Source organism: Pseudarthrobacter sp. alpha12b, assembly GCF_054130495.1.
Map to the genome: position 1 here is coordinate 1,908,294 of NZ_CP196746.1, position 20,297 is coordinate 1,928,590.

The window sequence follows — 20,297 nt, forward strand, 5'->3', positions numbered from 1 at the left end:
TGGAAGAGGCGTATTTCAAGTGCCAGAGCAGCCAAGCCACCGTCTACCAGAGGAATTTGGCGGAAACGAGTGGCTCGTGGACGAACTGTACGAGCAGTACCAGCAGGACAAGAACGCCGTGGATGCCAAGTGGTGGCCGCTGTTTGAATCCTTCGACTCCGGTAACAGTTCTTCTTCCAACGGAAATTCGGCGCACGCTGCCCACCCCGCCACCCGGGAACTTCCTGTTGTAAAGGCGGCTCCCGCCGCTGCGGCACCGTCGCCGGCAGCAGCCCCCGCCCCTGCGGCACCCGCAGCAGCCGCCCAGGCGCCTGCCGCCCCAGCAGCCCCCGCACCTCTCAAGAAGGCCCCTGCCACGGAAGCGCGCGACGGCGGTAAGAAGACCGAAGCCGGCACCGGCTCGCAGCCCATCCCGGCGCAGCTGCCCAAGAACGTCAAGGCCCCCACCGCCCCGGAGGAAGACGTCGTCTCCGTCCTCCGCGGACCGGCAAAAGCCATTGCCACCAACATGGTCACCAGCCTGCAGGTGCCCACCGCCACCAGCGTCCGCGCCATCCCGGCCAAGCTGCTCATCGACAACCGCGTGGTCATCAACTCCAACCTGGCCCGCGCCCGCGGGGGCAAGGTGTCTTTCACGCACCTCATCGGCTATGCCGTGATCCGCGCGCTTTCCCAGTTCCCGTCAATGAACGTGTACTACGACGAGGTGGACGGCAAGCCCGTTGCCGTCCAGCCGGCGCACGTGAACTTCGGCATCGCCATCGACATGCCCAAGCCCGACGGCACCCGCCTGCTCATGGTCCCGAACATCAAGAAGGCAGAGACCCTCAACTTCGCCGAGTTCTGGCACACGTACGAGGACCTCATCAAGCGCGCCCGCAACGGCAAGCTCACCGCCGAGGACCACCAGGGCACTACTGTGTCCCTGACGAACCCCGGCGGCATCGGCACCGTGCACTCGGTGCCGCGCCTTTCCAAGGGCCAGGCAGCCATCATCGGCGTCGGTGCCCTTGACTACCCTGCGGAGTTCCAGGGCGCCAGCGAGAAGATCATCGCCCAGAACGCCATCAGCAAGGTCCTCACCCTGACCTCGACGTACGACCACCGCGTGATCCAGGGCGCCGGCAGCGGCGAGTTCCTCAAGCTGGTCCACCAACTGCTCCTGGGTGCGCAGAACTTCTACGACGAGATCTTCGAAGCCCTGCGCATCCCCTATGAGCCTGTCCGGTGGAGCCCGGACCTCCAGGTGGACCCGGCTGACGAAATCAACAAGGTCGCCCGGATCCAGCAGCTGATCCACTCCTTCCGCGTGCGCGGACACCTCATGGCGGACACCGATCCACTGGAGTATGTGCAGCGCAAGCACCCGGACCTTGACGTCCTCACCTACGGCCTGACCCTCTGGGACCTGGACCGCGAATGGCCCACGGGCGGCTTCGGCGGCAAGCCGATGCTGAAGTTCCGTGACATCCTCGGAGTCCTGCGCGATGCCTACTGCCGCACCACCGGCATCGAATACATGCACATCCAGGAGCCCGCCGAACGCAAGTGGTTCCAGGACCAGCTGGAGCACCCCTACTCCAAGCCCAGCCGGGAAGAGCAGCTGCGGATCGTCTCCAAACTGAACGCCGCAGAGGCCTTCGAGACGTTCCTGCAGACCAAGTTCGTGGGCCAGAAGCGCTTCTCCCTCGAGGGCGGCGAGTCCCTGATCCCGCTGCTGGACGCCATCATGTCCGATGCCGCCGACGACGGCCTGGACGAGGTCGCCATCGGCATGGCCCACCGTGGCCGGCTCAACGTCCTGACGAACATCGCCGGCAAGACCTACGCGCAGGTGTTCCGCGAGTTCGAGGGCACGCAGGATCCGCGCTCCGTCCAGGGCTCCGGTGACGTCAAGTACCACCTGGGCACCGAAGGCACCTTCACCTCGGACAACGGCAAGGAGACTAAGGTCTACCTCGCGGCCAACCCGTCGCACCTGGAAGCCGTGGATTCCGTCCTCGAAGGCATCGTCCGGGCCAAGCAGGACCGCCTGGACCAGGGCGAATCGTTCCCTGTCCTGCCCATCATGGTTCACGGCGACGCTGCCTTCGCCGGCCAGGGCGTTGTGGCCGAAACGCTCAACCTGTCCCAGCTCCGGGGCTACCGCACCGGTGGAACCATCCACATCGTGGTCAACAACCAGGTCGGCTTCACCACCGCCCCGTCATCGTCGCGGTCATCCACGTACTCCACGGACGTTGCCAAGATGATCCAGGCGCCGGTGTTCCACGTGAACGGCGACGACCCCGAGGCCGTTGTCCGCATCGGCCAGCTCGCCTACGAGTTCCGGCAGCGCTTCCACAAGGACGTTGTCATCGACATGGTGTGCTACCGCCGCCGGGGCCACAACGAGGGTGACGACCCCTCGATGACCCAGCCGCTGATGTACAACCTGATTGAAGCCAAGCGCTCCGTCCGGAAGCTGTACACGGAGTCACTCATCGGCCGTGGCGACATCACCGAGGAAGAAGCCGAGCAGCTGCTCCGCGACTACCAGGAACGGCTGGAGCGGGTCTTCGCCGAGACCCACGCCGCCCAGACCTCCCCCATTCCGATCGTGACCGCGGACTCCGCTGCCGTATCCGATATCGAACGGCCCAAGGCCCAGCAGTCCGATTCAAGTGTCAGCGCACCGGCCTCCACAGCCATCAGCGCCGAGACCCTGGCCCGGATCGGCAAGGCCCACGTCGAGATCCCCGATGGCTTCACCGTCCACCCCAAGCTGAAGCAGCTGCTGGAAAAGCGCGAACAGATGTCCCGCGAGGGCGGCATCGACTGGGGCTTCGGCGAGATCGCGGCCTTTGGCTCGCTGATCATGGAAGGCGTCCCCGTGCGCCTGGCCGGCCAGGACTCGCGCCGCGGCACCTTTGTCCAGCGCCATGCCGTCTTCCACGACCGCGCCAACGGCAAGGAATGGCTGCCCCTGGGCAACCTTTCCGACAACCAGGCCAAGCTGTGGATCTACGACTCCCTGCTGTCCGAATATGCCGCCATGGGCTTCGAGTACGGATACTCCGTGGAACGCCCGGACGCACTGGTCCTTTGGGAGGCCCAGTTCGGTGACTTTGTCAACGGTGCGCAGACCATCATCGACGAGTTCATCTCGTCCGCGGAGCAGAAGTGGGGCCAGCGCTCCTCCCTGGTCCTGATGCTGCCGCACGGCTACGAAGGCCAGGGCCCGGACCACTCCTCGGCGAGGATCGAACGCTTCCTGCAGCTGTGCGCGGAAGACAACATGATTGTTGCCAACCCCACCACGGCGGCCTCGCACTTCCACCTGCTGCGCCGCCAGGCGTACAGCCGCCCGCGCAAGCCGCTCATCATCTTCACGCCCAAGCAGCTGCTGCGGCTGAAGGCCGCAGCTTCGTCCGTGGAAGACTTCACCAACGGCACTTTCCGCCCGGTCATCGGTGACCATGAGCAGCTGCCGGCCACCGCCGTCGAACGCGTGCTCCTGGTCTCCGGCCGCCTGTACTACGATCTGCTGTCCACCCGGCAGAAGACCGGCGATAAGACCACCGCCATCGTTCGCGTGGAGCAGCTCTACCCGCTGCCGCACGCGGAAATCGAAGCGGAGCTCGCCAAGTACCCCAACGCCGAAGTGGTGTGGGCCCAGGACGAGCCTGCCAACCAGGGACCGTGGCCCTTCATCGGCCTGCACCTGCCGGAGGCCCTTGACCGCCGCGTCCGCGTGGTGTCCCGGCCGGCGTCCGCCTCCACGGCGGCCGGTTCCATGAAGCGGCACGCTGCGGAACAGGATGTTCTCCTGAAGCAGGCATTTGCACGGAAGTAGGCAGTAAGGCTGCCCGGCCGGAGTCGAAATACCAGACTCCGGCCGGGCAGTTCTGTTTAATGGACTGACAGCGCCTCCCCGAGCCTTCCGCACCTGCGGCGGCGACGATGGCAGCGGCCGGATCGAAGTAAACCCGTACCGAAGTAAAGAGGAACGCGTGGAAGACAGGAAGCTGCGGATCGCGGCTGTAGGAGACGAACTGCTGGCCGGACTGGGCGACCCCCGGGCGCTTGGCTGGCTGGGCCGCGTCCTGGCCCGCACTCCCCAGGACGGCATGCTGCTGGAAAGCTACGCCCTCCCCTGCCCGCAGGAAGGTACCGAAGGCCTGGCTGCACGCTGGCTGGATGAAGCCGGGAGGCGGTTCAGCCCCCAGGCGGAGAACCGGCTGGTCATCGGCCTTTCCGGACGCGACATCGAGTTCGGCCTCTCCACCGCCCGGAGCAGGCTGAACCTGGCCAACATCCTGGACTCCGCTTCCCAGAACCGGATCGAAGTATTCGTGGTGGGGCCGCCCCCCACGCTGGATCCCGCCCAGAACCGCCGGCTGGACGAACTGAACACCGCCTTCGCGGACGTCACCACGCGCCGCAAGCACCTCTACGTCGATACGTTCTCACCCCTGCTGAACCACGAACAGTGGCGCCAGGACCTCGCGGCAAACGGTGGCACCCCCGGCCAGGCAGGGTATGGCCTCATGGCGTGGCTGGTGCTGCACCGCGGCTGGTTCCAGTGGCTGGGCATGGACGCACCCCAGTAGCCACATCGAGATATATCTTGACCTTGCCCTTCGGCGGCGATACGTTGGGCTTACAACGCGATATATCGCCTTTTGGAGGGGATCATGGCCGGGGAAAACTGGACTGTTTCAAGCCCGCAAACCATCGACGTGGACGGCGTGATGTCCCTGAAGCTGGGCATGGTCCGGGGCAGGATTGACGTCATCACGCACGCCGAACCCATGGTTCGGCTGGAGGTCTCCGAGGTGCACGGCGACCCCGTGGCAGTGTCCCTGAACGGCGGCAGGCTGGAAGTCCGGCATCAACTGCACGGCGCGCAGGGATGGTTTAAGAACCTCATGGAAACCGTCAACCACAACAGCGACAATTCCGCCGTCATCACCGTAGCCGTTCCCCCCGGGGTCGATGTGGAAGCGGGCACCGTGAGCGGTGACGGCCTCGTTTCCGGCATCTCTGCCCATGTCCGCCTCAACACGGTGTCTGGTTCCGTCGTGGCGGAGAGCACCTCCGGGGAGCTGCAGGTCACCACGGTCAGCGGCAGCGTGACCGTAAGGAACCACCGTGGTGTCCTCACCGCCAAAAGCATTTCCGGTGAGGTCACCGCCTCCGGCCACTTCACCAATGTGCGCACCAATACCGTCAGCGGCCATCTCAGCTTCGACCTGCTCGATTTCACGCAGGATTTCGGCTCCAACTCCGTCTCCGGAGACCTCACCGTCAGGCTGCCGGCCGACGTGGGGGTCGACATCGTGGCCAAGTCCGCCGGAGGAGCGGTGGTTCTGGACGGCCAGCAATGCCTGCTCACCAACGGCAGGGTGGAAACCATCGCGGGGCCTGATGGGCAGCTGATGCTCGTCCGGACCAACTCGGTGTCCGGCAAGACGTCCATTTTCCACGCTCCGGCACCCGTTGACTCCTACGGGGAAGCAGAACGCTGATGCCCCCCGTCTTCGCACATGGTGCGTTGCGCCTTTATCTCCTCTCCCTGCTCGAAAGCGGGCCAAAGCACGGCTACGAGCTGATCAAGGCGCTCAAGGACCGGTTTGGCGGGACCTATTCGCCCAGCTCCGGAACGATTTACCCGCGGCTGGGCAAGCTTGAAGAGGACGGCCTGGTGGCCACCGAGCCGGCGGGACGGCGCACCAATTACCGCATTACCGCCGCCGGCCTTGCAGAACTGAACCGGCGCCGGGAAGATCTGGCGGGTGTTGAGAATGACATCGCAGTCTCTGTCCAGCGGCTGTCGGGAACCCTTAGGGAGGACATCCGCAGCAGCATGCGGGGGCTCCGCGGCGACCTTGCCGCAGCAGCGGACGCTGCCCGGGCCGCGGCTGCGTCCGCGGCCACCTTGCCGGGAAGCAGCCAGGGGCAACCGCGCAGGGGGCAGCCACTCAAGGAGGCGGAACTGCTGCTGCAGGATTTCCGCGACGAGCTTCGCGCAGATCTCCGGCGCCAGGCCCTGCACGACCCCATCAGCCCGGTGACGGTGGAGACCGTCCGGACCGCCCTGGAGCAGGCCCGTGCGGCCATCCGCGGCACCATGCAGCCCTAGGACCGGCCCCCGGCAGCGCTACCGCAGGTCATCCGCGGTTTCCCGGTTCGCGGGGCGCCAGATCATGTGGGAGACTGGAGGGCAGCTCTTTTGAGTACCAACAGTAAGGAGGCCAGCTATGAGCAAGCGTGCACGCAAGCGTCGTGACCGTAAGCGTGGCGGCGCGAACCACGGGAAGCGCCCCAACACCTAGGCAAATGCCAGGAACTACGGTTCAAGCGAAGGACCCCGCAAGCCAAACGGCTTCCGGGGTCCTTTGCTGTTCTGCGGCCCTGCTGGGCGGGAACTGCCTGTCGCTACGCCTCAACGGGACGGATGGCATGTATCCGGTCCAGTATGGCGTTCTTTAGGTTATCCGGCGCGGACTCCGTGCAGGAGCGCTTGACCATGTTGCGGATGACGCACTCAAGGTCGTACTGCTCCGTGCATTCAGGGCAGTCATCAAGGTGGTTCTTGATTTCGGTGATGTCCTCGCGGGTCAGTGCCCCGTCAAGGTATTCGTAGATGCGTTGCATCCGCGTATCGTCGCAGTCGCCCAATCCCTGGCAGTCGCTCATTTCCTTTTCTCCTGTGCTTTGCTTCCTGCCGCATCCGACGTATCCGCGGCCGTTTTGAATCCCCGCTCGGCGGCGTATTCCGCGAGCATGTCCCGCAACATTCGCCGGCCGCGGTGGAGCCGGGACATCACCGTGCCGATGGGCGTGTTCATGATGTCCGAGATTTCCTTGTAGGCGAAACCCTCCACGTCAGCGAAATAGACCGCCAGGCGGAACTCCTCCGGAATATCCTGGAGCGCCCGCTTGACGTCCGAATCCGGAAGGTGGTCCAGGGCTTCAGCCTCGGCCGAACGCAGTCCGCTTGAGGTATGCGATTCCGCCCGCGCCAGCTGCCAGTCCTCGATGCTGTCCGAGTTGGACTGCAAAGGCTCACGCTGCCGCTTGCGGTACAGGTTGATGTACGTGTTGGTCAGGATCCGGTAGAGCCACGCTTTGAGGTTTGTACCCGGCTTGTACTGGTGGAAAGCCGAAAAAGCCTTGGTGTAGGCCTCCTGGACCAGGTCCTCCGCGTCCGACGGGTTCCGTGCCATGCGCATGGCAGCGGAATACAGCTGGTCGACATACTGCATGGCGTCCCGCTCAAAGCGAAGACGGCGCTGCTCCACGCTCTCGGTGGAAACGTCCAGCGCGCCGTCCCCGGTCTCAGCGTCAGCGGCCAATGATTCAGGACCTGCCTGTCCGGGAGGCACGGGCGCGGAGCCTGCCTTCCCGTTCACTTCGCCGGGGGAAGCCTCGTACATGGCCGCGACGGCCGGATCCAGGGTGCTCATTGCCTTCAAGTCTACTGTCAGGCTTCCCGTCCGGGGCATACCGTACTCCGGCGGCTCGGCGGACAGCTTGTCCACTGCCACCGGTCCCGCCTGCCTGGTTCCGTCCAACACCTTCCGCAAGGCCCAACTCCGCTCTGTATCGGGTGAATGATCGCCGGGCCCATGTCGCGGACCCGTTTGCCATAACCTCCTCCCACGGGCAAATATTCCCCAAAAGTGCAAGACTAGGACCGACTCCGCCGCTCGCTGCGGCTCGTCCATCCAGGAGGAAATCCATGCCCTTTGTCCGCACCCTCGCACGGCCCATGCTTGCCTCCAGTTTCGTTCTTGCCGGACTGGATAAGCTCAGGAACGCCGACGACACCGCACAGCAGCTCTCACCGCTGCTGCGCAAGGCCGCAGCCTCGCTTCCATTCCAGACGAGCGAGAAGACTCTCGCCCGGGTCATCGGCGGAACCCAGGTGGGAGCCGGTGTCCTGTTCGGGCTCGGCAAGTTCTCCAGGCTCTCAGCCGGCCTCCTGACCGTGGTTTCCCTCCTGAATACCTTCGTTGAGTGGCGCAGCGCGGACATCAGCAGCAAGGAAGGGCGCGAAGGCCGCCGGAACCAGCTGCTCAAGAACCTCTCGCTGAGCGGTGGCGCCCTGCTGGCTTCGGTGGACACTGCTGGCAAGCCCGGCCTGGCATGGCGCGCCGAGCACCTGGCCTCCGATGCGCGCAGGAATGCCTCGCACCTGGCCGCCGACGCCCGCAAAACCACCACCAAGAAACTGAACAAGGCGGACAAGGCCGTGCGCCGCGCCGTCGAACACGCCACGGGAGCATAAACACGAATGACCGCAGCAGCTGCCACCCGGGACGGCTCCGGAACACCTGTCCACCACTGGGCCGCGCCGTTTGCGTCCCGGCCCGTTGACGCCACCGTGACGGTGCCCGGATCGAAATCCCTGACCAACAGGTACCTGGTCCTGGCAGCCCTTGCGGACGGTCCGTCCCGGCTGCGGGCGCCCCTGCACTCCAGGGACTCCGCACTGATGGTCGACGCGCTCAGGCAGCTCGGCGCCTCCATTACCGAGGTGCCCGGGGACGGTGCGTTCGGGCCGGACCTGGAGGTAGTTCCACTCCCGGCGGCAGGGGCGGAGTCCGCCGCCAGGATCGACTGCGGACTTGCCGGAACTGTCATGCGGTTCGTCCCTCCCCTCGCGGCGCTCCGCAGCGGAGCCAGCGTCTTCGACGGCGACCCGCACGCCCGGAAGCGTCCCATGGGGACCATCATCGAGGCCCTCAAAGCCCTGGGCGTGGCCGTTTCCGCTGAAGACGGCAGCGCGCCGTCGTCGCTCCCCTTCGTCGTGGAAGGCACCGGCGCAGTGCGCGGCGGCCATCTGGTGATCGACGCCAGCGCCTCCTCGCAGTTCGTCTCCGCCCTCCTGCTGGTGGGGGCGCGGTTCGACGAGGGCCTGCACCTTGAACACGTGGGCAAGCCGGTGCCCAGCCTGGACCACATCAACATGACGGTGGCCGTCCTGCGCGGCGCCGGCGTGTCGGTGGACGACTCCGTCCCCAACCACTGGGTGGTGGCGCCGGGGCCCATCCGCGCCTTCGACCAGCGGATCGAACAGGACCTGTCCAACGCCGGGCCCTTCCTTGCGGCGGCCCTTGCCTCGCGTGGGACGGTCCGCATCCCCAACTGGCCGGCGGAAACCCAGCAGGTGGGAGACCTGTGGCGCGGGATCCTCACCAGCATGGGCGCCACGGTGACCCTTGCTGACGGCGTCCTGTCCGTCACCGGCGGCCCGGAGATCAAGGGAGGTGACTTCGCCGACACCAGTGAACTGGCTCCGACGGTGGCAGCCCTGTGCGCCCTTGCCACGGGACCTTCCCGGCTCAGCGGGATCGCCCACCTGCGGGGGCATGAGACGGACCGGCTCGCGGCCCTGGTGGCGGAGATCAACCGGCTCGGCGGCGACGCCGAGGAAACCAGCGACGGCCTGGTGATCCGGCCCGCCCCGCTGCACGCCGGCGTCGTGCACAGCTACGCGGACCACCGCATGGCCACGGCGGGCGCCATCCTGGGACTCGCGGTGGAGGGCGTCCAGGTGGAGGACATCGCCACCACCGCCAAGACCATGCCGGACTTCCCCCAACTGTGGGCCGGCATGCTGGCCCAGGAAGCGGGGTCCGCAGCCGGACCGGAAGGGCGCGGCAGTGGCGCGGAGCACTGATTCCTGGGACGAATCGGACGTTCGCATCCGCCCCAGCAAGAAGGGTTCCCGGCCGCGCACCAAGGACCGGCCCAGCCACGACGACGCCGTAACCGGACGGATCATCACTGTGGACCGCGGCCGGTATACGGCGGTGGTGGGCGAGGACTCGGACAACGAGCGTGTCGTCATCGCAGCGCGCGCCCGGGAACTCCGCCGCTCGCCCGTGGTTGCCGGCGATTTCGTGTCACTGGTGGGGGACGTGTCCGGCGCACCGGACACGCTGGCCCGGCTGGTGAAGATCCAGGACCGCCACACCCTCCTGCGACGCAGCGCCGACGACACGGACCCCATTGAGCGCGCGGTGGTGGCCAACGCGGACCAACTGGTAATCGTGGTGGCGGCGGCCAACCCAGAGCCCCGCACGGGATTCATCGACCGTGCGCTGGTGGCCGCCTACGACGCCGGGATCGAGCCCATCCTGCTGGTCACCAAGGCAGACGTCAAGGACCCCGCAGAGTTGCTGTCCAACTACACCCACCTGGACTTCCCGGTCATCATCAGCAAGACCGCGGACGCACAGGCCTCGGGGATCGACGCAAGGTCCGATGACGGTCTCTCGGCGCGGCTGGACAGCGCGGCCGTGGCGGCCCTCCGTGACCACCTCGACAGCAAGGTCACCGTGATGCTCGGGCACTCCGGTGTTGGAAAGTCCACTATGGTGAACGCGCTGACCGGAGCCGAGCGGGCCACCGGCGGAGTGAACGCCGTGACCGGACGCGGCCGCCACACGTCGTCGTCGGCCCTGGCCCTGCGGCTGGCGGACGCGCCGCCCGGCAGCTGGATCATCGATACCCCGGGTATCCGTTCCTTTGGGCTGGCACACGTGGACCCGGACCGGATCCTGCGCTCCTTCCCGGACCTCTCTCCCGGCATCGAAAACTGTGAACGGGGCTGCAAGCACACTGCAACGGCAGTGGACTGCGGCCTCGATGACTGGGTGGGAGGCGGACACGCAGGTCCCACCGGGCCGGCACGGCTGGCCTCCCTGCGGCGCCTGCTCGGTACCGACCCGCGGATGGAAGCGCAGGAAACCAAGGAGCTCGGGAGCATCAACTGACGCGTTCTCCCGGCAGAACCGTCCGCAGACGGTAGTTTGGAACCATGATCCAACCCGCTTCGAGCTACAACGATGACCTGCGCCTGGCCCATGTCCTGGCCGACTCCGTGGATGACCAGACCATGAGCCGCTTCAAGGCCCTGGACCTGCACGTTGAGACCAAGCCGGACCTGACGCCCGTCACCGACGCGGACAAGGCTGCCGAGGAAGCCATCCGCGGCCAGCTCTCCCGTTCCCGGCCCCGCGACGCCGTCCTGGGCGAGGAATTCGGCAGCACCGGCCATGGTTCGCGGCGCTGGATCATCGATCCCATCGACGGGACCAAGAACTTTGTCCGCGGCGTTCCGGTATGGGCCACGCTGATCGCTCTGGTCGATGAAGGCGAGCCGGTGGTAGGCGTGGTAAGCGCGCCGGCCCTCGGCAAGCGCTGGTGGGCGGCAAAGGGGATGGGCGCGTACATGGGCAGGTCCCTGGCAGCGGCCACCCGGCTCCGGGTCTCCAACGTCTCCAGCCTTTCCGATGCCTCCCTCTCCTACTCCAGCCTGGGCGGTTGGAAGGAACGCGGAAACCTTGACGAGTTCCTCGGGCTCACCGAAGACGTCTGGCGGACCCGGGCCTACGGGGATTTCTGGTCCTACTGCATGGTGGCCGAGGGCTCCGTGGACATTGCCTGCGAACCGGAGCTGAACCTCTACGACATGGCTGCCCTGGTGCCGATCGTTGTGGAGGCAGGCGGCCGCTTCACATCCCTTGAGGGCGAGGACGGACCGTTCGGCGGGAACGCGCTGGCCACCAACTCCATCCTGCACTCCGAAGTGCTGCACCGCCTCAACCCATACTTGGACGATTTGCTCTAACTGCCGCCGTCTTCCCGCTAAAACGAATATTGCGACGCCGGATACCTCCAGAAGGGGGTGTCCGGCGTCGTTTATTCGGCCCCACGTAACAAAGCCCTTAACAATCGCCGCGGCTTCAATCCTGGCCGCCCCATGTCCTACGCTTTTATGCAGGTCACGAGTGCCAGCGCAAAACCCCGGTTTGCTGGCCGGCAACCCTCCATTCGCGGCGGGGTGCCCCGGGTGACGACCAGGCCGGTCCGGAGTGGATGCGGCAAGCGCGGATTCCCCATGCCGGAGTCCTCTATTCAAGTGAGGTCTCTGTGACAACTGCCACCGTCTCCCCCCAGCCCGCCATCGCCGAAGCCGGCATCGACGACGGACGGCTTGCCGACGAACGCCGTGCCGTTGCCGGCCGCCCCCTTGCTGCCGTCACCGGCGCCGAAATCCAGGCGCCCCTGATTTCCGGCGGGCACGTGCGGTACGCCAACCTCGATTACGGCGCCTCCGCCCCGGCGCTGTCCGTGGTGTCCGCCTACCTGAATGAGATCCTGCCCTACTACGCGAGCGTCCACCGCGGAGCGGGCTATGCCTCCCAGATCAGCACCTCCGTATACGAGAATGCGCGCAGCATCGTCAGGGATTTCGTGGGCGGCCGCCCGGATGATTCGGTCATCTTCACCCGCAACACGACGGATTCGCTGAACCTGCTGGCGGGCTGCCTTCCGGTCACCGGGGGCCGCCCTGACGGTGACGTCCTCTACCTGGACATCGAGCACCACGCCAACCTGCTGCCATGGCAGGGCGTTCCGCACCGCAGCATCGTGGCCGCAGACACGGTCGCGGGCACCCTTGACGCCGTCCGTGCCGAACTGGAGCAGGGCGGGGTCAGCCTGCTGGCGGTGACCGGCGCTTCGAATGTCACCGGCGAGATCCTTCCCATCCGGGCCCTGGCCGCGATCGCCCACCAGCACGGCGCACGGATCGTGGTGGACGCAGCCCAGCTCGCGCCGCACCGCCGGGTGGACATCAGCGCGGACGACGTCGACTACCTCGCCTTTTCCGGCCACAAGCTGTACGCCCCGTTCGGCGCGGGCGTCCTGGTGGGACGGCCTGACTGGCTGGACGCCGGCGTCCCGCACCTCGCCGGTGGCGGCGCCGTCAAGGAAGCAAGGCTCGACGGCGTCAGCTGGGCCACGGGGCCGGCCCGCCATGAGGGGGGCTCGCCGAATGTCCTCGGCGCTGCCACCCTGGCCCGTGCGACCCAGGTGATCGCAGTACTCGACCAGGACCGGTGGCATGCCCACGAATCCGCCATCCGCTCCTTCCTGGTGGCGGGCCTGCAGGACATCGAAGGGGTCACCGTCCACCAGATCTTCAAGGACACCAACCCGGAAACTGACACCATCGGCGTGGTCAACTTTTCCGTGGAAGGCTACGACGCTGGACTGGTGGCAGCCTATCTCTCCGCAGAGCACGGGGTGGGCCTGCGCGACGGCCGCTTCTGCGCCCATCCCCTGCTGAAGCGCCTGGGCCTGCCGTCGGGCTCCCTCCGGGCAAGCTTCGGCGTGGGCTCACGGCTGGAGGACGCCGAACGCCTCCTCGCCGGCATCAGGGCCCTGCGCAGCAACGGACTCGGATGGGACTACGTGGTGGATGCGGGCCGCTGGGTGCCCGCCAACGATTTCCGCACCTACCCGCACTGGGCCCCCAACACCCCGGGAACCGCCGGCGCAGCCCCCTGCATCGACGACTAAGGCAGGGGCAGTTCCCCGGCCCGGCCGCGGCGCCCCCGGATTGCCGTCCTGCCAACTCCGGTGACCGCACATGCGGTATCTTCGAGGGGAGATCACCGGCAGGACAAGAAGGAGGCCACGCGTGGTTCGGGGTGGCCCCAGGCTTGATCACTTGCGGCGCAGGGAGCTCGGGCAGAGCTTCCAGGACGGCGGCCGGCACTACCAGCGTGTCCGGCCCGGCTATCCTCCGGAATCGGCCCGGTGGCTGGTGCCCGCAGGGGCCCATGACGCCTTGGACGTCGGCGCGGGTACCGGAAAGTTCACGGCGTTGCTGCTGGCCATGGGACTGGATGTCACCGCAATCGACCCCTCCGCGGACATGCTCGCCCAGCTGAAGGCGCACTGCCCCGCTGCCACGGCTGTGCCGGGGACTGCCGAGGCGACAGGCCTGCCTGACGCCGGATTCGACGTCGTCACCGTTGCCCAGGCGTGGCACTGGTGCGATCCCCGGGCGGCAAGCACGGAATTGGCGCGCGTCCTGCGCCCGCACGGAACGCTGGGCCTGGTCTGGAACCAGCTGGACACCTCCGTGCCCTGGGTGCACCGGCTCTCCCGGATCATGCATGCGGGCGACGTGTACCGGCCTGGCCACAAGCCCGTCGTCGGACCCGAATTCCACGGACTCGAAGGGCACGTCACCCGCTGGCAGGACAGGCTGACCACCGGGGACTTGATGGAGCTCACCAAGTCGCGCAGCTACTACCTGCGGGCCGGTGAGGCGACGCGGGCCAAAGTCCTGACCAACCTGGACTGGTACCTCCACGAACACCTGGCCTACGCCCCGGACCAGGAACTTGACCTCCCCTACCTCACCCTGGCGTGGCGCGCCGTCAAGGCATGACCGCTGCGGCGCGCGCTGCCGGCCCGGCCAAACCGGTAGGCTTGGACGGGTGAAGACCAGCGCGCCCTCCTCCTCGATCGAGGACTACGTCAAGGTCATCTATTCCTTCACGGAATGGCAGGACAAGCCCATCACGTCCTCCCAGTTGGCACAGCGGCTGGGGGTCGCAAACTCCTCCGTATCGGAGATGGTCCGCAAGTTGAAGGACCAGGGCCTGGTGGACCATAAGCCATACAGCGCCGTCACGCTGACCGAGGCCGGCCTGCGCCTGGCCCTGTCAATGGTCCGGCGCCACCGGCTGATCGAGACCTACCTTGTCCAGCGGCTCGGCTACAGCTGGGACGAGGTACACGATGAAGCCGAACAGCTGGAGCACGCGGTGTCGGATACGTTCATCGAACGCGTCGCGGCCAAACTCGGTGACCCGCAACGTGACCCGCACGGCGACCCCATCCCCACGGCGGACGGCCAGGTGCTGATGCCGCGTGCCCACCTGCTCGCCGGGCTGGACCAGGGACACAGCGGCAGGATCACCCGGATCAGCGATGACAATCCTGAGCTCCTGCGGTACCTGGCCGCCCAGGACATCGACCTCGACGCGGATGTTGAGGTGGTGGGGCGGCGGCCGTTCGGCGGTCCCCTGGTGGTGCGCATCGGTGCCCGCGACTACGACCTTGCTGATGAGATTGCCTCGGCGCTGTGGGTCTCCAGCGACACCCCGCATCCAGGCTGCGTCCTGGACGGCTAGATCAGGCACCGGCCGCCGATTTGGCCGCCTCCCGTATGGTGGATGGTGATGATCAGCAGACGCGACGCAGCAATAACCCTTGACGTTCCCCTTGAGATGGCGCAGCGCCACGGCTTGCCGAAGTGGATGACGGAAGCCGAGCTCCGCAGCATCCTGGACAATCCCCCGCCCTGGCTGGTGCAGTCGCGTGCCAACCGGACGGGCAAGCGGCCCGTCTGGGTTCACCTGGAGTGCGCGGTCTGCGGGTATGAGGAAGCGGCGCGGCCCAAGAAGTGGTGGCCGGACTTCACCTACGTTGTGTGCGGGCACCACGCACCTTCCGAAATCCCTGCCGTGCGCCGCGGCTGCGTTCGGAGCGAGTACGACGGCGTGGGGACGCGTTTCGTGGGCATCGTGGACGTGGAAGCGCCTCCGGTCAGCTAGCCTTCGGTACGTGCCCGGCGACAGTGCCGGGCAACGGCCGGACCTCACGGCGCGCCGTTGCCCGTCATTTCCTCCGGAACAGCTGTCAGGTGAAGTTCGCTGCCATCGCGCAGCACGGCCACCTCCAGAGGCTGGCCGATGGCATCGGCAAACAGCAGGCGCTGCAGGCTCTCGGCGTTGCTGACGGGACGGCCGCCGGCTGTGACGATGATGTCCCCCGCCAACAGCCCTGCCTTGCCGGCGGGCGAGCCGGGCAGCACCTCAACGACGCGGAGCCCGTCGCGCAGCCCTGTGCGTATCACGGCGCCGGGGCCGAGCTGCATTGGGGTGCTCACCAGGCCCAGGTAGGCGCGGCGCACCCTCCCGTCCGACAGCAGCGCCGAGATGATCCTGCGGGTGGTGGCGTTGATCGGAATTGCCAGGCCCAGTCCGGCACCCGCCACTGCAGTGTTGATGCCCACGATCCTGGAGTGGGTGTCCGCGAGCGCACCGCCGGAATTTCCAGGGTTCAGGGCAGCATCCGTTTGGATGACATCCTCGATGACCCGCCTGTTGCCGCCGGACCAGACCGGGATGGCCCTGCCCAGGCCGCTGACCACCCCCGCGGTGACCGAACCAGCCAGTCCCAGCGGGTTTCCCACCGCAACCACCAGTTGTCCCACCCGGAGGGACTCCGCCGCACCGAACTCAGCAGGCCGGATCCCGGGCCGCGAACCGTGCACCACTGCGAGGTCGGACAATGGGTCGGCCCCCACCAGTTCCAGCTCCATCCTGCTGCCGTCGCCAAAGACCGCGAAACCCTGCCGGGTGCCGGCCACCACGTGGGAATTCGTGAGCAGGTAGCCGTCCTCCGTGAAGAGCACCGCAGAGCCTGCGCCCGCCCTGATCCGTCCGTTGCGGCGCTTTGCAGTCATCTCAATTGCCGCCACGTGGGGTGTGACGGTTGCCGCGACCCGCATCACCGTTTGTGAGTACGAGTCCAAGACATCGTCATTGTCCGCTGGCACGACTTCCTGCGCCTGTTCCATGACGCACCTCCGGCTTGGTACCGCTCTGGGCTGTTGTTGCCCCGCAGGGGGCCTTACGGGAATCAACGACGGAGGCTTCGAATCCAGTCCCGCTCCCGCTACGCCGTGGGTGAACGCTGCAGCGGATTAAGGGGTACCCAAAGCCCTCAATATTCCATCAAGTTGAGGAATACACCTCGTGGCGCTGTTAGCTTTGGGAAATGTTACGGGGGCATCACGAACCAGGCATTGTGGAGCCGGCAGGAAAGGCCCGCATCGAGTGGGTTGACGCAGCGCGGGGGCTATGTGTCGTCGCGGTGGTGCTCTTCCACGTGGGGTTGTGGCATTTCCTGCGCTTTGATCACGATGACAGTGTCGCCTTCACTTTCTGGAATTTGGTGGCAACAGCACTCGGATCGGTTCGCATGCCACTGCTGCTTGCGGTCTCCGGGATCCTTGCCGCTTCCAAGGTCCGCAGCGGGCTCAGGAACGGAAAGGCATGGAACTCCAGCCTGAGCAACTACTACCTGTACGCCGTCTGGCTGCTTCTCTATGCGCTGCTGAGCATCGTCCTTGCGGGTTCGCCCCGGCCCCAGCGGGTGGTCTCCGTCGGTGACTTCTTCCTTCAGCTCATAGCCCCGGACACGCCTCTCTGGTTTATCTACGCCCTGGCTCTATACATCCCGCTGCTGACCCTCTGCAGGAAGCTCCCGCCGGTGGTGGTGCTGGCCGCACTTGCAACCCTGAGCATCCTCACCGCCGTGCTTGTCGACAGCACTGCCGGCCAGTGGGGCAAAGTGCCGGAGCTTGCTGTCTTCTTCGCCGCAGGGGTGTACGGAAAGAGCGTCTTCCTGCACATCGCGGGCGCCCGGAGGCTGCTCTATCTCGCTGTGGCAATCCCCGTTTTCCTTGCCCTGATGGCACTGCCGGACATACACCCCGGAATCGATCAGGCCATCTACATACTGCAGGGACTGGCGGCTGTCATTGCACTTGTAGCCGTGATCAGTGCAATGACCAGGTTCCGGCCCACCGCGGCAGCGGGGTCGTGGATTGGCCGGCGCACCCTTGGCATTTACCTCCTGCATACGCCGATTATGGATTTCCTTGTCCTGGCCTTTTACGGTCCCTTGTCACCAGTTGCGGCCGCCATCTCGAAGTCGGTCCCGATCGCCCTTGTTTATCCCCTTGCACTGACCGCAGCCGTCGTTGCCGCTTGCGTAGGGGTCGAATTCCTTTGCAGGAAGTGCGGGCTGACGTTCCTCTTCCAACGTCCAGGCTCCGTCCCGCGCCCGCACCCCACCCGTGCGCGGCTGCTGTCCAGGCTTTAGGATCGGTAGCATGACTGACTCCCCTGCAGGGTCTCAAACAGAACTGCTGCGTCCTGATGAATGCTGGCGGTATCTTCGGTCCTCCTATATCGGCCGGCTGGCGGTCATCAACGGTGATATACCGGAGATCTTTCCCGTGAACTTCTCCGTGGCCGGGGAAACACTGGTGTTCCGCACGGCGCCGGGCACCAAGCTTCGCGCCCTGCTCAGTGGTGCTGTGGCCGCGCTGGAGGTGGACGGGCTCAACCCGTATGCCACCGAGGTCTGGAGCGTTGTGGCCAAGGGCAGGCCGGAGCCCTTCGACGAAGCCCGGATGGCCCTCCCGGAGGACGATGCCGACCGGGAGCCGTGGGAGCCAGGCATCAAGGACCACCTGGTGGCCATCACCCCCACAGATATCAGCGGCCGCCGTTTCGCCGTCAGGCCACGGACGCGCTGGTGGCCGCCGGTCGACTTCTCCGCGGACTGGCTGTAGGCCGGGCCAGCTCCCGCACGGTTTCAGGCCAGGACTTCACGACGTGATGATGACCTTTAGTGCCTTGGTCTCGGCAGCACGCGAGAAGGTGTCATAGGCGTCGAGGAACTGATCGAAGCCAAAGTGGTGCGTGGCGAATTTCTCCGCCCTGATTTTCCCCTGGGCAACCAGCTTAAGCAGCATGGGCGTCGTGTTGGTATTCACCAGTCCCATGCTGATGTTGATGTTCTGGATCCAAAGATTTTCCAGATGCAGTTCCACTGGTTTCCCGTGCACGCCCACATTGGCCACGGATCCGCCAGGCCGAACGATCTCGGTGCACATGGCGAAGGTCGCGGGGACGCCCACGGCTTCGATGGCCACGTCGACGCCCTGCCCGCCTGTCAGGGCCAGGACCTGTTCCTTCCAGTCGCCGCTGCCCGAGAGGACGGTGTCCGTAGCGCCGAACTCCTTTGCCTTTTGGAGGCGGTTGCCGTCCAGGTCGATGGCCACCACGGTGGCCGCACCATAGAGCCCTGCCGTGGTGATTGCAGCCAGCCCCACCGGCCCGGCGCCAACCACCGCTACGCTGTCGCCGGGCTTTACCCGCCCGTACTGGACGCCGATCTCGAAACCCGTGGGCAGGATGTCGGACAGCATCACAGCTTGTTCGTCACTGACGCCCCCGGGTAACAGGTACAACGAGTTTTCGGCATACGGAACCCGGACATACTCAGCCTGGGTTCCGTCGATAAGGTGGCCGAAGATCCACCCGGTGCCTGCCTGGCCTTCGCTTCCCAGGCAGTGTGAATACAGCCCCGTCCTGCAGTTCGCACAGTGGCCGCAGGATTTGATGCACGAGATGATGACACGGTCATTCACCTTCAGGCCGGTGACCGACGGACCCGTCTCCACGACGGTTCCCACCCCTTCGTGGCCCAGGATGCGCCCCTTTACGACGGCGGGAACGTCACCTTTGAGGATGTGCAGGTCCGTGCCGCAGATCGTGGTGGTATCGACTTTGACGATAGCGTCGCCCGGTTGCTGGATGCGGGGGTCCGGGACGTCGGTCCAGGATTTGTCTCCGGGTCCGCCGTAGACGAGGGCTTTCATGGGTTTCTCCTTACGGTGAAGGTCCGGCTGCGTGTGGCTTGCCGGACGGCTTGCCTGGACTCTGGACTCGTGGATTGTGGAAGTGCCGGACCTTCCCGGGATGGCTGAGCCGTCCGGAGTCCGGCCAAGTGGAGTATTCCGACCACAAGGAACAGCCCCGAGAGCGCAAGTGCCGGCAGAAGGGCGGCCAGGCTTGGTGATGCGCCGAACAACGGCTTGACCAGTTCGCCCACCGCCAGGGAGAAGATGAGGGTAAAGCCCAGGACATAGAGGGCCGGCAGGAGCAACAGCCCCGCGCGGTGGTTCCGGTACGTCAGGAAGGACAGGATCAGGAACCCGGGCATGATGAAGCAAAGGTCCAGGATGAAGATTGAGTAGAGGGAATCGATTTGCTCACCGGTCCGCATCAACGTCAGGAGCATCCCGATCCAGAGGGGGTAGAAGATCAGCGGCTGAAGGATGGCGCAGGAAGCCGATGCCAACCTGAGTGCCTTGGGCAGGGAGGCCGACGGTGAGTTGCGGGCCATGGTGGCTCCGGCCACAACCATCCCCCAGAATGAAACGGCGAAAACGGCCATGTAGATCAGGTACAGGCCGTTGTAGGTCCGCTCAATGACGTAGATTCCATATCCGTAGAAAAGGTAGCCCAGCAGCCCGAGCGCCACGATCTGGTGCCTGGTCCTGTCCGGCGTGGCGGCGTATGACAGATACAGCAAACCAAGCCCGGCCGTCACTGAAAGGAGGTCCTGGGAGAATGCGCCGGGGATCAGGTCCCTGGCCACCACATGGTCGTAAATCTCCGGGCGCCAAACCCCAATGACCGCCGCGGCCACCGCCAGCAGTCCGGCAACAGCCCAAAGCAGCCGGTTGAGCTTCACATGGGTCAGCATGGCCCACCTTTCGCAGGAAGATGCGAGACCGGCACCTCCACAGCGTCCCATTGCGCCCTGTAAGGCACCAAGGGCCATAGGTCCTACCC

20 protein-coding genes and 1 riboswitch are annotated in these 20,297 nt (G+C 65.9%); of the genes, 15 read left to right on the plus strand and 5 right to left on the minus strand.

Features of this window, described 5'->3' with window-relative positions:
* The first annotated feature begins 19 nt into the window (after positions 1 to 19).
* The 5 genes from ACTAQI_RS08700 to ACTAQI_RS08720 all read left to right on the plus strand — a co-directional run bounded on the left by ACTAQI_RS08700 (position 20) and on the right by ACTAQI_RS08720 (position 6,317).
* Entirely contained in the window at positions 20 to 3,835 is a 3,816-nt protein-coding gene (locus ACTAQI_RS08700; protein ID WP_457950622.1) for a multifunctional oxoglutarate decarboxylase/oxoglutarate dehydrogenase thiamine pyrophosphate-binding subunit/dihydrolipoyllysine-residue succinyltransferase subunit, read from the plus strand.
* Between the two features lie 157 nt (positions 3,836 to 3,992).
* On the plus strand, positions 3,993 to 4,592 hold the full coding sequence (locus tag ACTAQI_RS08705) for a GDSL-type esterase/lipase family protein (protein ID WP_141160025.1): 600 nt from the start codon (positions 3,993 to 3,995) through the stop codon (positions 4,590 to 4,592).
* An 84-nt stretch (positions 4,593 to 4,676) separates the two neighbouring features.
* Positions 4,677 to 5,510 (plus strand): DUF4097 family beta strand repeat-containing protein, encoded by an 834-nt coding sequence (locus ACTAQI_RS08710; RefSeq protein ID WP_457950623.1) that lies wholly within the window; start codon positions 4,677 to 4,679, stop codon positions 5,508 to 5,510.
* On the plus strand, positions 5,510 to 6,124 hold the full coding sequence (locus ACTAQI_RS08715) for a PadR family transcriptional regulator (RefSeq protein ID WP_457950624.1): 615 nt from the start codon (positions 5,510 to 5,512) through the stop codon (positions 6,122 to 6,124). The genes ACTAQI_RS08710 and ACTAQI_RS08715 overlap by 1 nt, the downstream gene beginning before the upstream one ends.
* 118 nt (positions 6,125 to 6,242) lie before the next feature.
* Complete coding sequence (locus ACTAQI_RS08720) at positions 6,243 to 6,317, plus strand: 50S ribosomal protein bL37 (protein WP_369299106.1); 75 nt, start codon at positions 6,243 to 6,245, stop codon at positions 6,315 to 6,317.
* Positions 6,318 to 6,420: 103 nt separating this feature from the next.
* Here the strand turns inward: ACTAQI_RS08720 and rsrA are convergent, their stop codons facing one another.
* On the minus strand, positions 6,421 to 6,681 hold the full coding sequence (rsrA, locus tag ACTAQI_RS08725) for a mycothiol system anti-sigma-R factor (protein ID WP_056334975.1): 261 nt from the start codon (positions 6,679 to 6,681) through the stop codon (positions 6,421 to 6,423).
* Complete coding sequence (locus ACTAQI_RS08730) at positions 6,678 to 7,451, minus strand: sigma-70 family RNA polymerase sigma factor (RefSeq protein ID WP_457950625.1); 774 nt, start codon at positions 7,449 to 7,451, stop codon at positions 6,678 to 6,680. Before ACTAQI_RS08730 ends, rsrA begins: the two co-directional genes overlap by 4 nt.
* A 275-nt stretch (positions 7,452 to 7,726) precedes the next feature.
* Here ACTAQI_RS08730 and ACTAQI_RS08735 point away from each other — a divergent pair, with 275 nt between their 5' ends.
* From ACTAQI_RS08735 to ACTAQI_RS08770, 8 genes are all read left to right on the plus strand, one after another.
* On the plus strand, positions 7,727 to 8,275 hold the full coding sequence (locus tag ACTAQI_RS08735) for a DoxX family protein (protein WP_457950626.1): 549 nt from the start codon (positions 7,727 to 7,729) through the stop codon (positions 8,273 to 8,275).
* Between the two features lie 6 nt (positions 8,276 to 8,281).
* Positions 8,282 to 9,670, plus strand: a complete 1,389-nt coding sequence (gene aroA / locus ACTAQI_RS08740; RefSeq protein ID WP_457950627.1) for a 3-phosphoshikimate 1-carboxyvinyltransferase — start codon at positions 8,282 to 8,284, stop codon at positions 9,668 to 9,670.
* Positions 9,654 to 10,769, plus strand: coding sequence for a ribosome small subunit-dependent GTPase A (rsgA, locus tag ACTAQI_RS08745; RefSeq protein ID WP_457950628.1), 1,116 nt, complete (start codon positions 9,654 to 9,656; stop codon positions 10,767 to 10,769). Before aroA ends, rsgA begins: the two co-directional genes overlap by 17 nt.
* Positions 10,770 to 10,813: 44 nt before the next feature.
* Positions 10,814 to 11,626: a histidinol-phosphatase gene (hisN, locus tag ACTAQI_RS08750; protein ID WP_188571124.1), complete on the plus strand. Its 813-nt coding sequence runs from the start codon at positions 10,814 to 10,816 to the stop codon at positions 11,624 to 11,626.
* Between the two features lie 152 nt (positions 11,627 to 11,778).
* A riboswitch (SAM riboswitch) is annotated at positions 11,779 to 11,892 on the plus strand.
* 36 nt (positions 11,893 to 11,928) lie between these two features.
* Positions 11,929 to 13,362, plus strand: a complete 1,434-nt coding sequence (locus ACTAQI_RS08755; protein ID WP_457950629.1) for an aminotransferase class V-fold PLP-dependent enzyme — start codon at positions 11,929 to 11,931, stop codon at positions 13,360 to 13,362.
* A gap of 121 nt (positions 13,363 to 13,483) precedes the next feature.
* A complete protein-coding gene (locus ACTAQI_RS08760; protein ID WP_457950630.1) occupies positions 13,484 to 14,242 on the plus strand; it encodes a class I SAM-dependent methyltransferase in 759 nt (252 codons plus the stop codon).
* Between the two features lie 49 nt (positions 14,243 to 14,291).
* A complete protein-coding gene (locus tag ACTAQI_RS08765; protein WP_457950631.1) occupies positions 14,292 to 14,990 on the plus strand; it encodes a metal-dependent transcriptional regulator in 699 nt (232 codons plus the stop codon).
* 48 nt (positions 14,991 to 15,038) lie between these two features.
* Positions 15,039 to 15,413, plus strand: a complete 375-nt coding sequence (locus ACTAQI_RS08770) for a hypothetical protein (RefSeq protein WP_457950632.1) — start codon at positions 15,039 to 15,041, stop codon at positions 15,411 to 15,413.
* A 44-nt stretch (positions 15,414 to 15,457) separates the two neighbouring features.
* Here ACTAQI_RS08770 and ACTAQI_RS08775 read toward each other — a convergent pair whose 3' ends face one another.
* Positions 15,458 to 16,441, minus strand: a complete 984-nt coding sequence (locus ACTAQI_RS08775; protein ID WP_457950633.1) for a S1C family serine protease — start codon at positions 16,439 to 16,441, stop codon at positions 15,458 to 15,460.
* Between the two features lie 200 nt (positions 16,442 to 16,641).
* Here ACTAQI_RS08775 and ACTAQI_RS08780 point away from each other — a divergent pair, with 200 nt between their 5' ends.
* Both ACTAQI_RS08780 and ACTAQI_RS08785 read left to right on the plus strand, forming a co-directional pair.
* Positions 16,642 to 17,751 carry an acyltransferase family protein gene (locus ACTAQI_RS08780; RefSeq protein WP_457950634.1) on the plus strand — a complete coding sequence of 370 codons (1,110 nt, stop codon included), beginning with the start codon at positions 16,642 to 16,644 and terminating at the stop codon, positions 17,749 to 17,751.
* Between the two features lie 10 nt (positions 17,752 to 17,761).
* Positions 17,762 to 18,226, plus strand: a complete 465-nt coding sequence (locus tag ACTAQI_RS08785) for a pyridoxamine 5'-phosphate oxidase family protein (protein WP_457950635.1) — start codon at positions 17,762 to 17,764, stop codon at positions 18,224 to 18,226.
* 36 nt (positions 18,227 to 18,262) lie between these two features.
* Here ACTAQI_RS08785 and ACTAQI_RS08790 read toward each other — a convergent pair whose 3' ends face one another.
* Both ACTAQI_RS08790 and ACTAQI_RS08795 read right to left on the minus strand, forming a co-directional pair.
* Entirely contained in the window at positions 18,263 to 19,318 is a 1,056-nt protein-coding gene (locus ACTAQI_RS08790; protein WP_457950636.1) for a zinc-dependent alcohol dehydrogenase family protein, read from the minus strand.
* Complete coding sequence (locus tag ACTAQI_RS08795; RefSeq protein WP_457950637.1) at positions 19,315 to 20,208, minus strand: hypothetical protein; 894 nt, start codon at positions 20,206 to 20,208, stop codon at positions 19,315 to 19,317. Before ACTAQI_RS08795 ends, ACTAQI_RS08790 begins: the two co-directional genes overlap by 4 nt.
* Positions 20,209 to 20,297 lie beyond the last annotated feature (89 nt).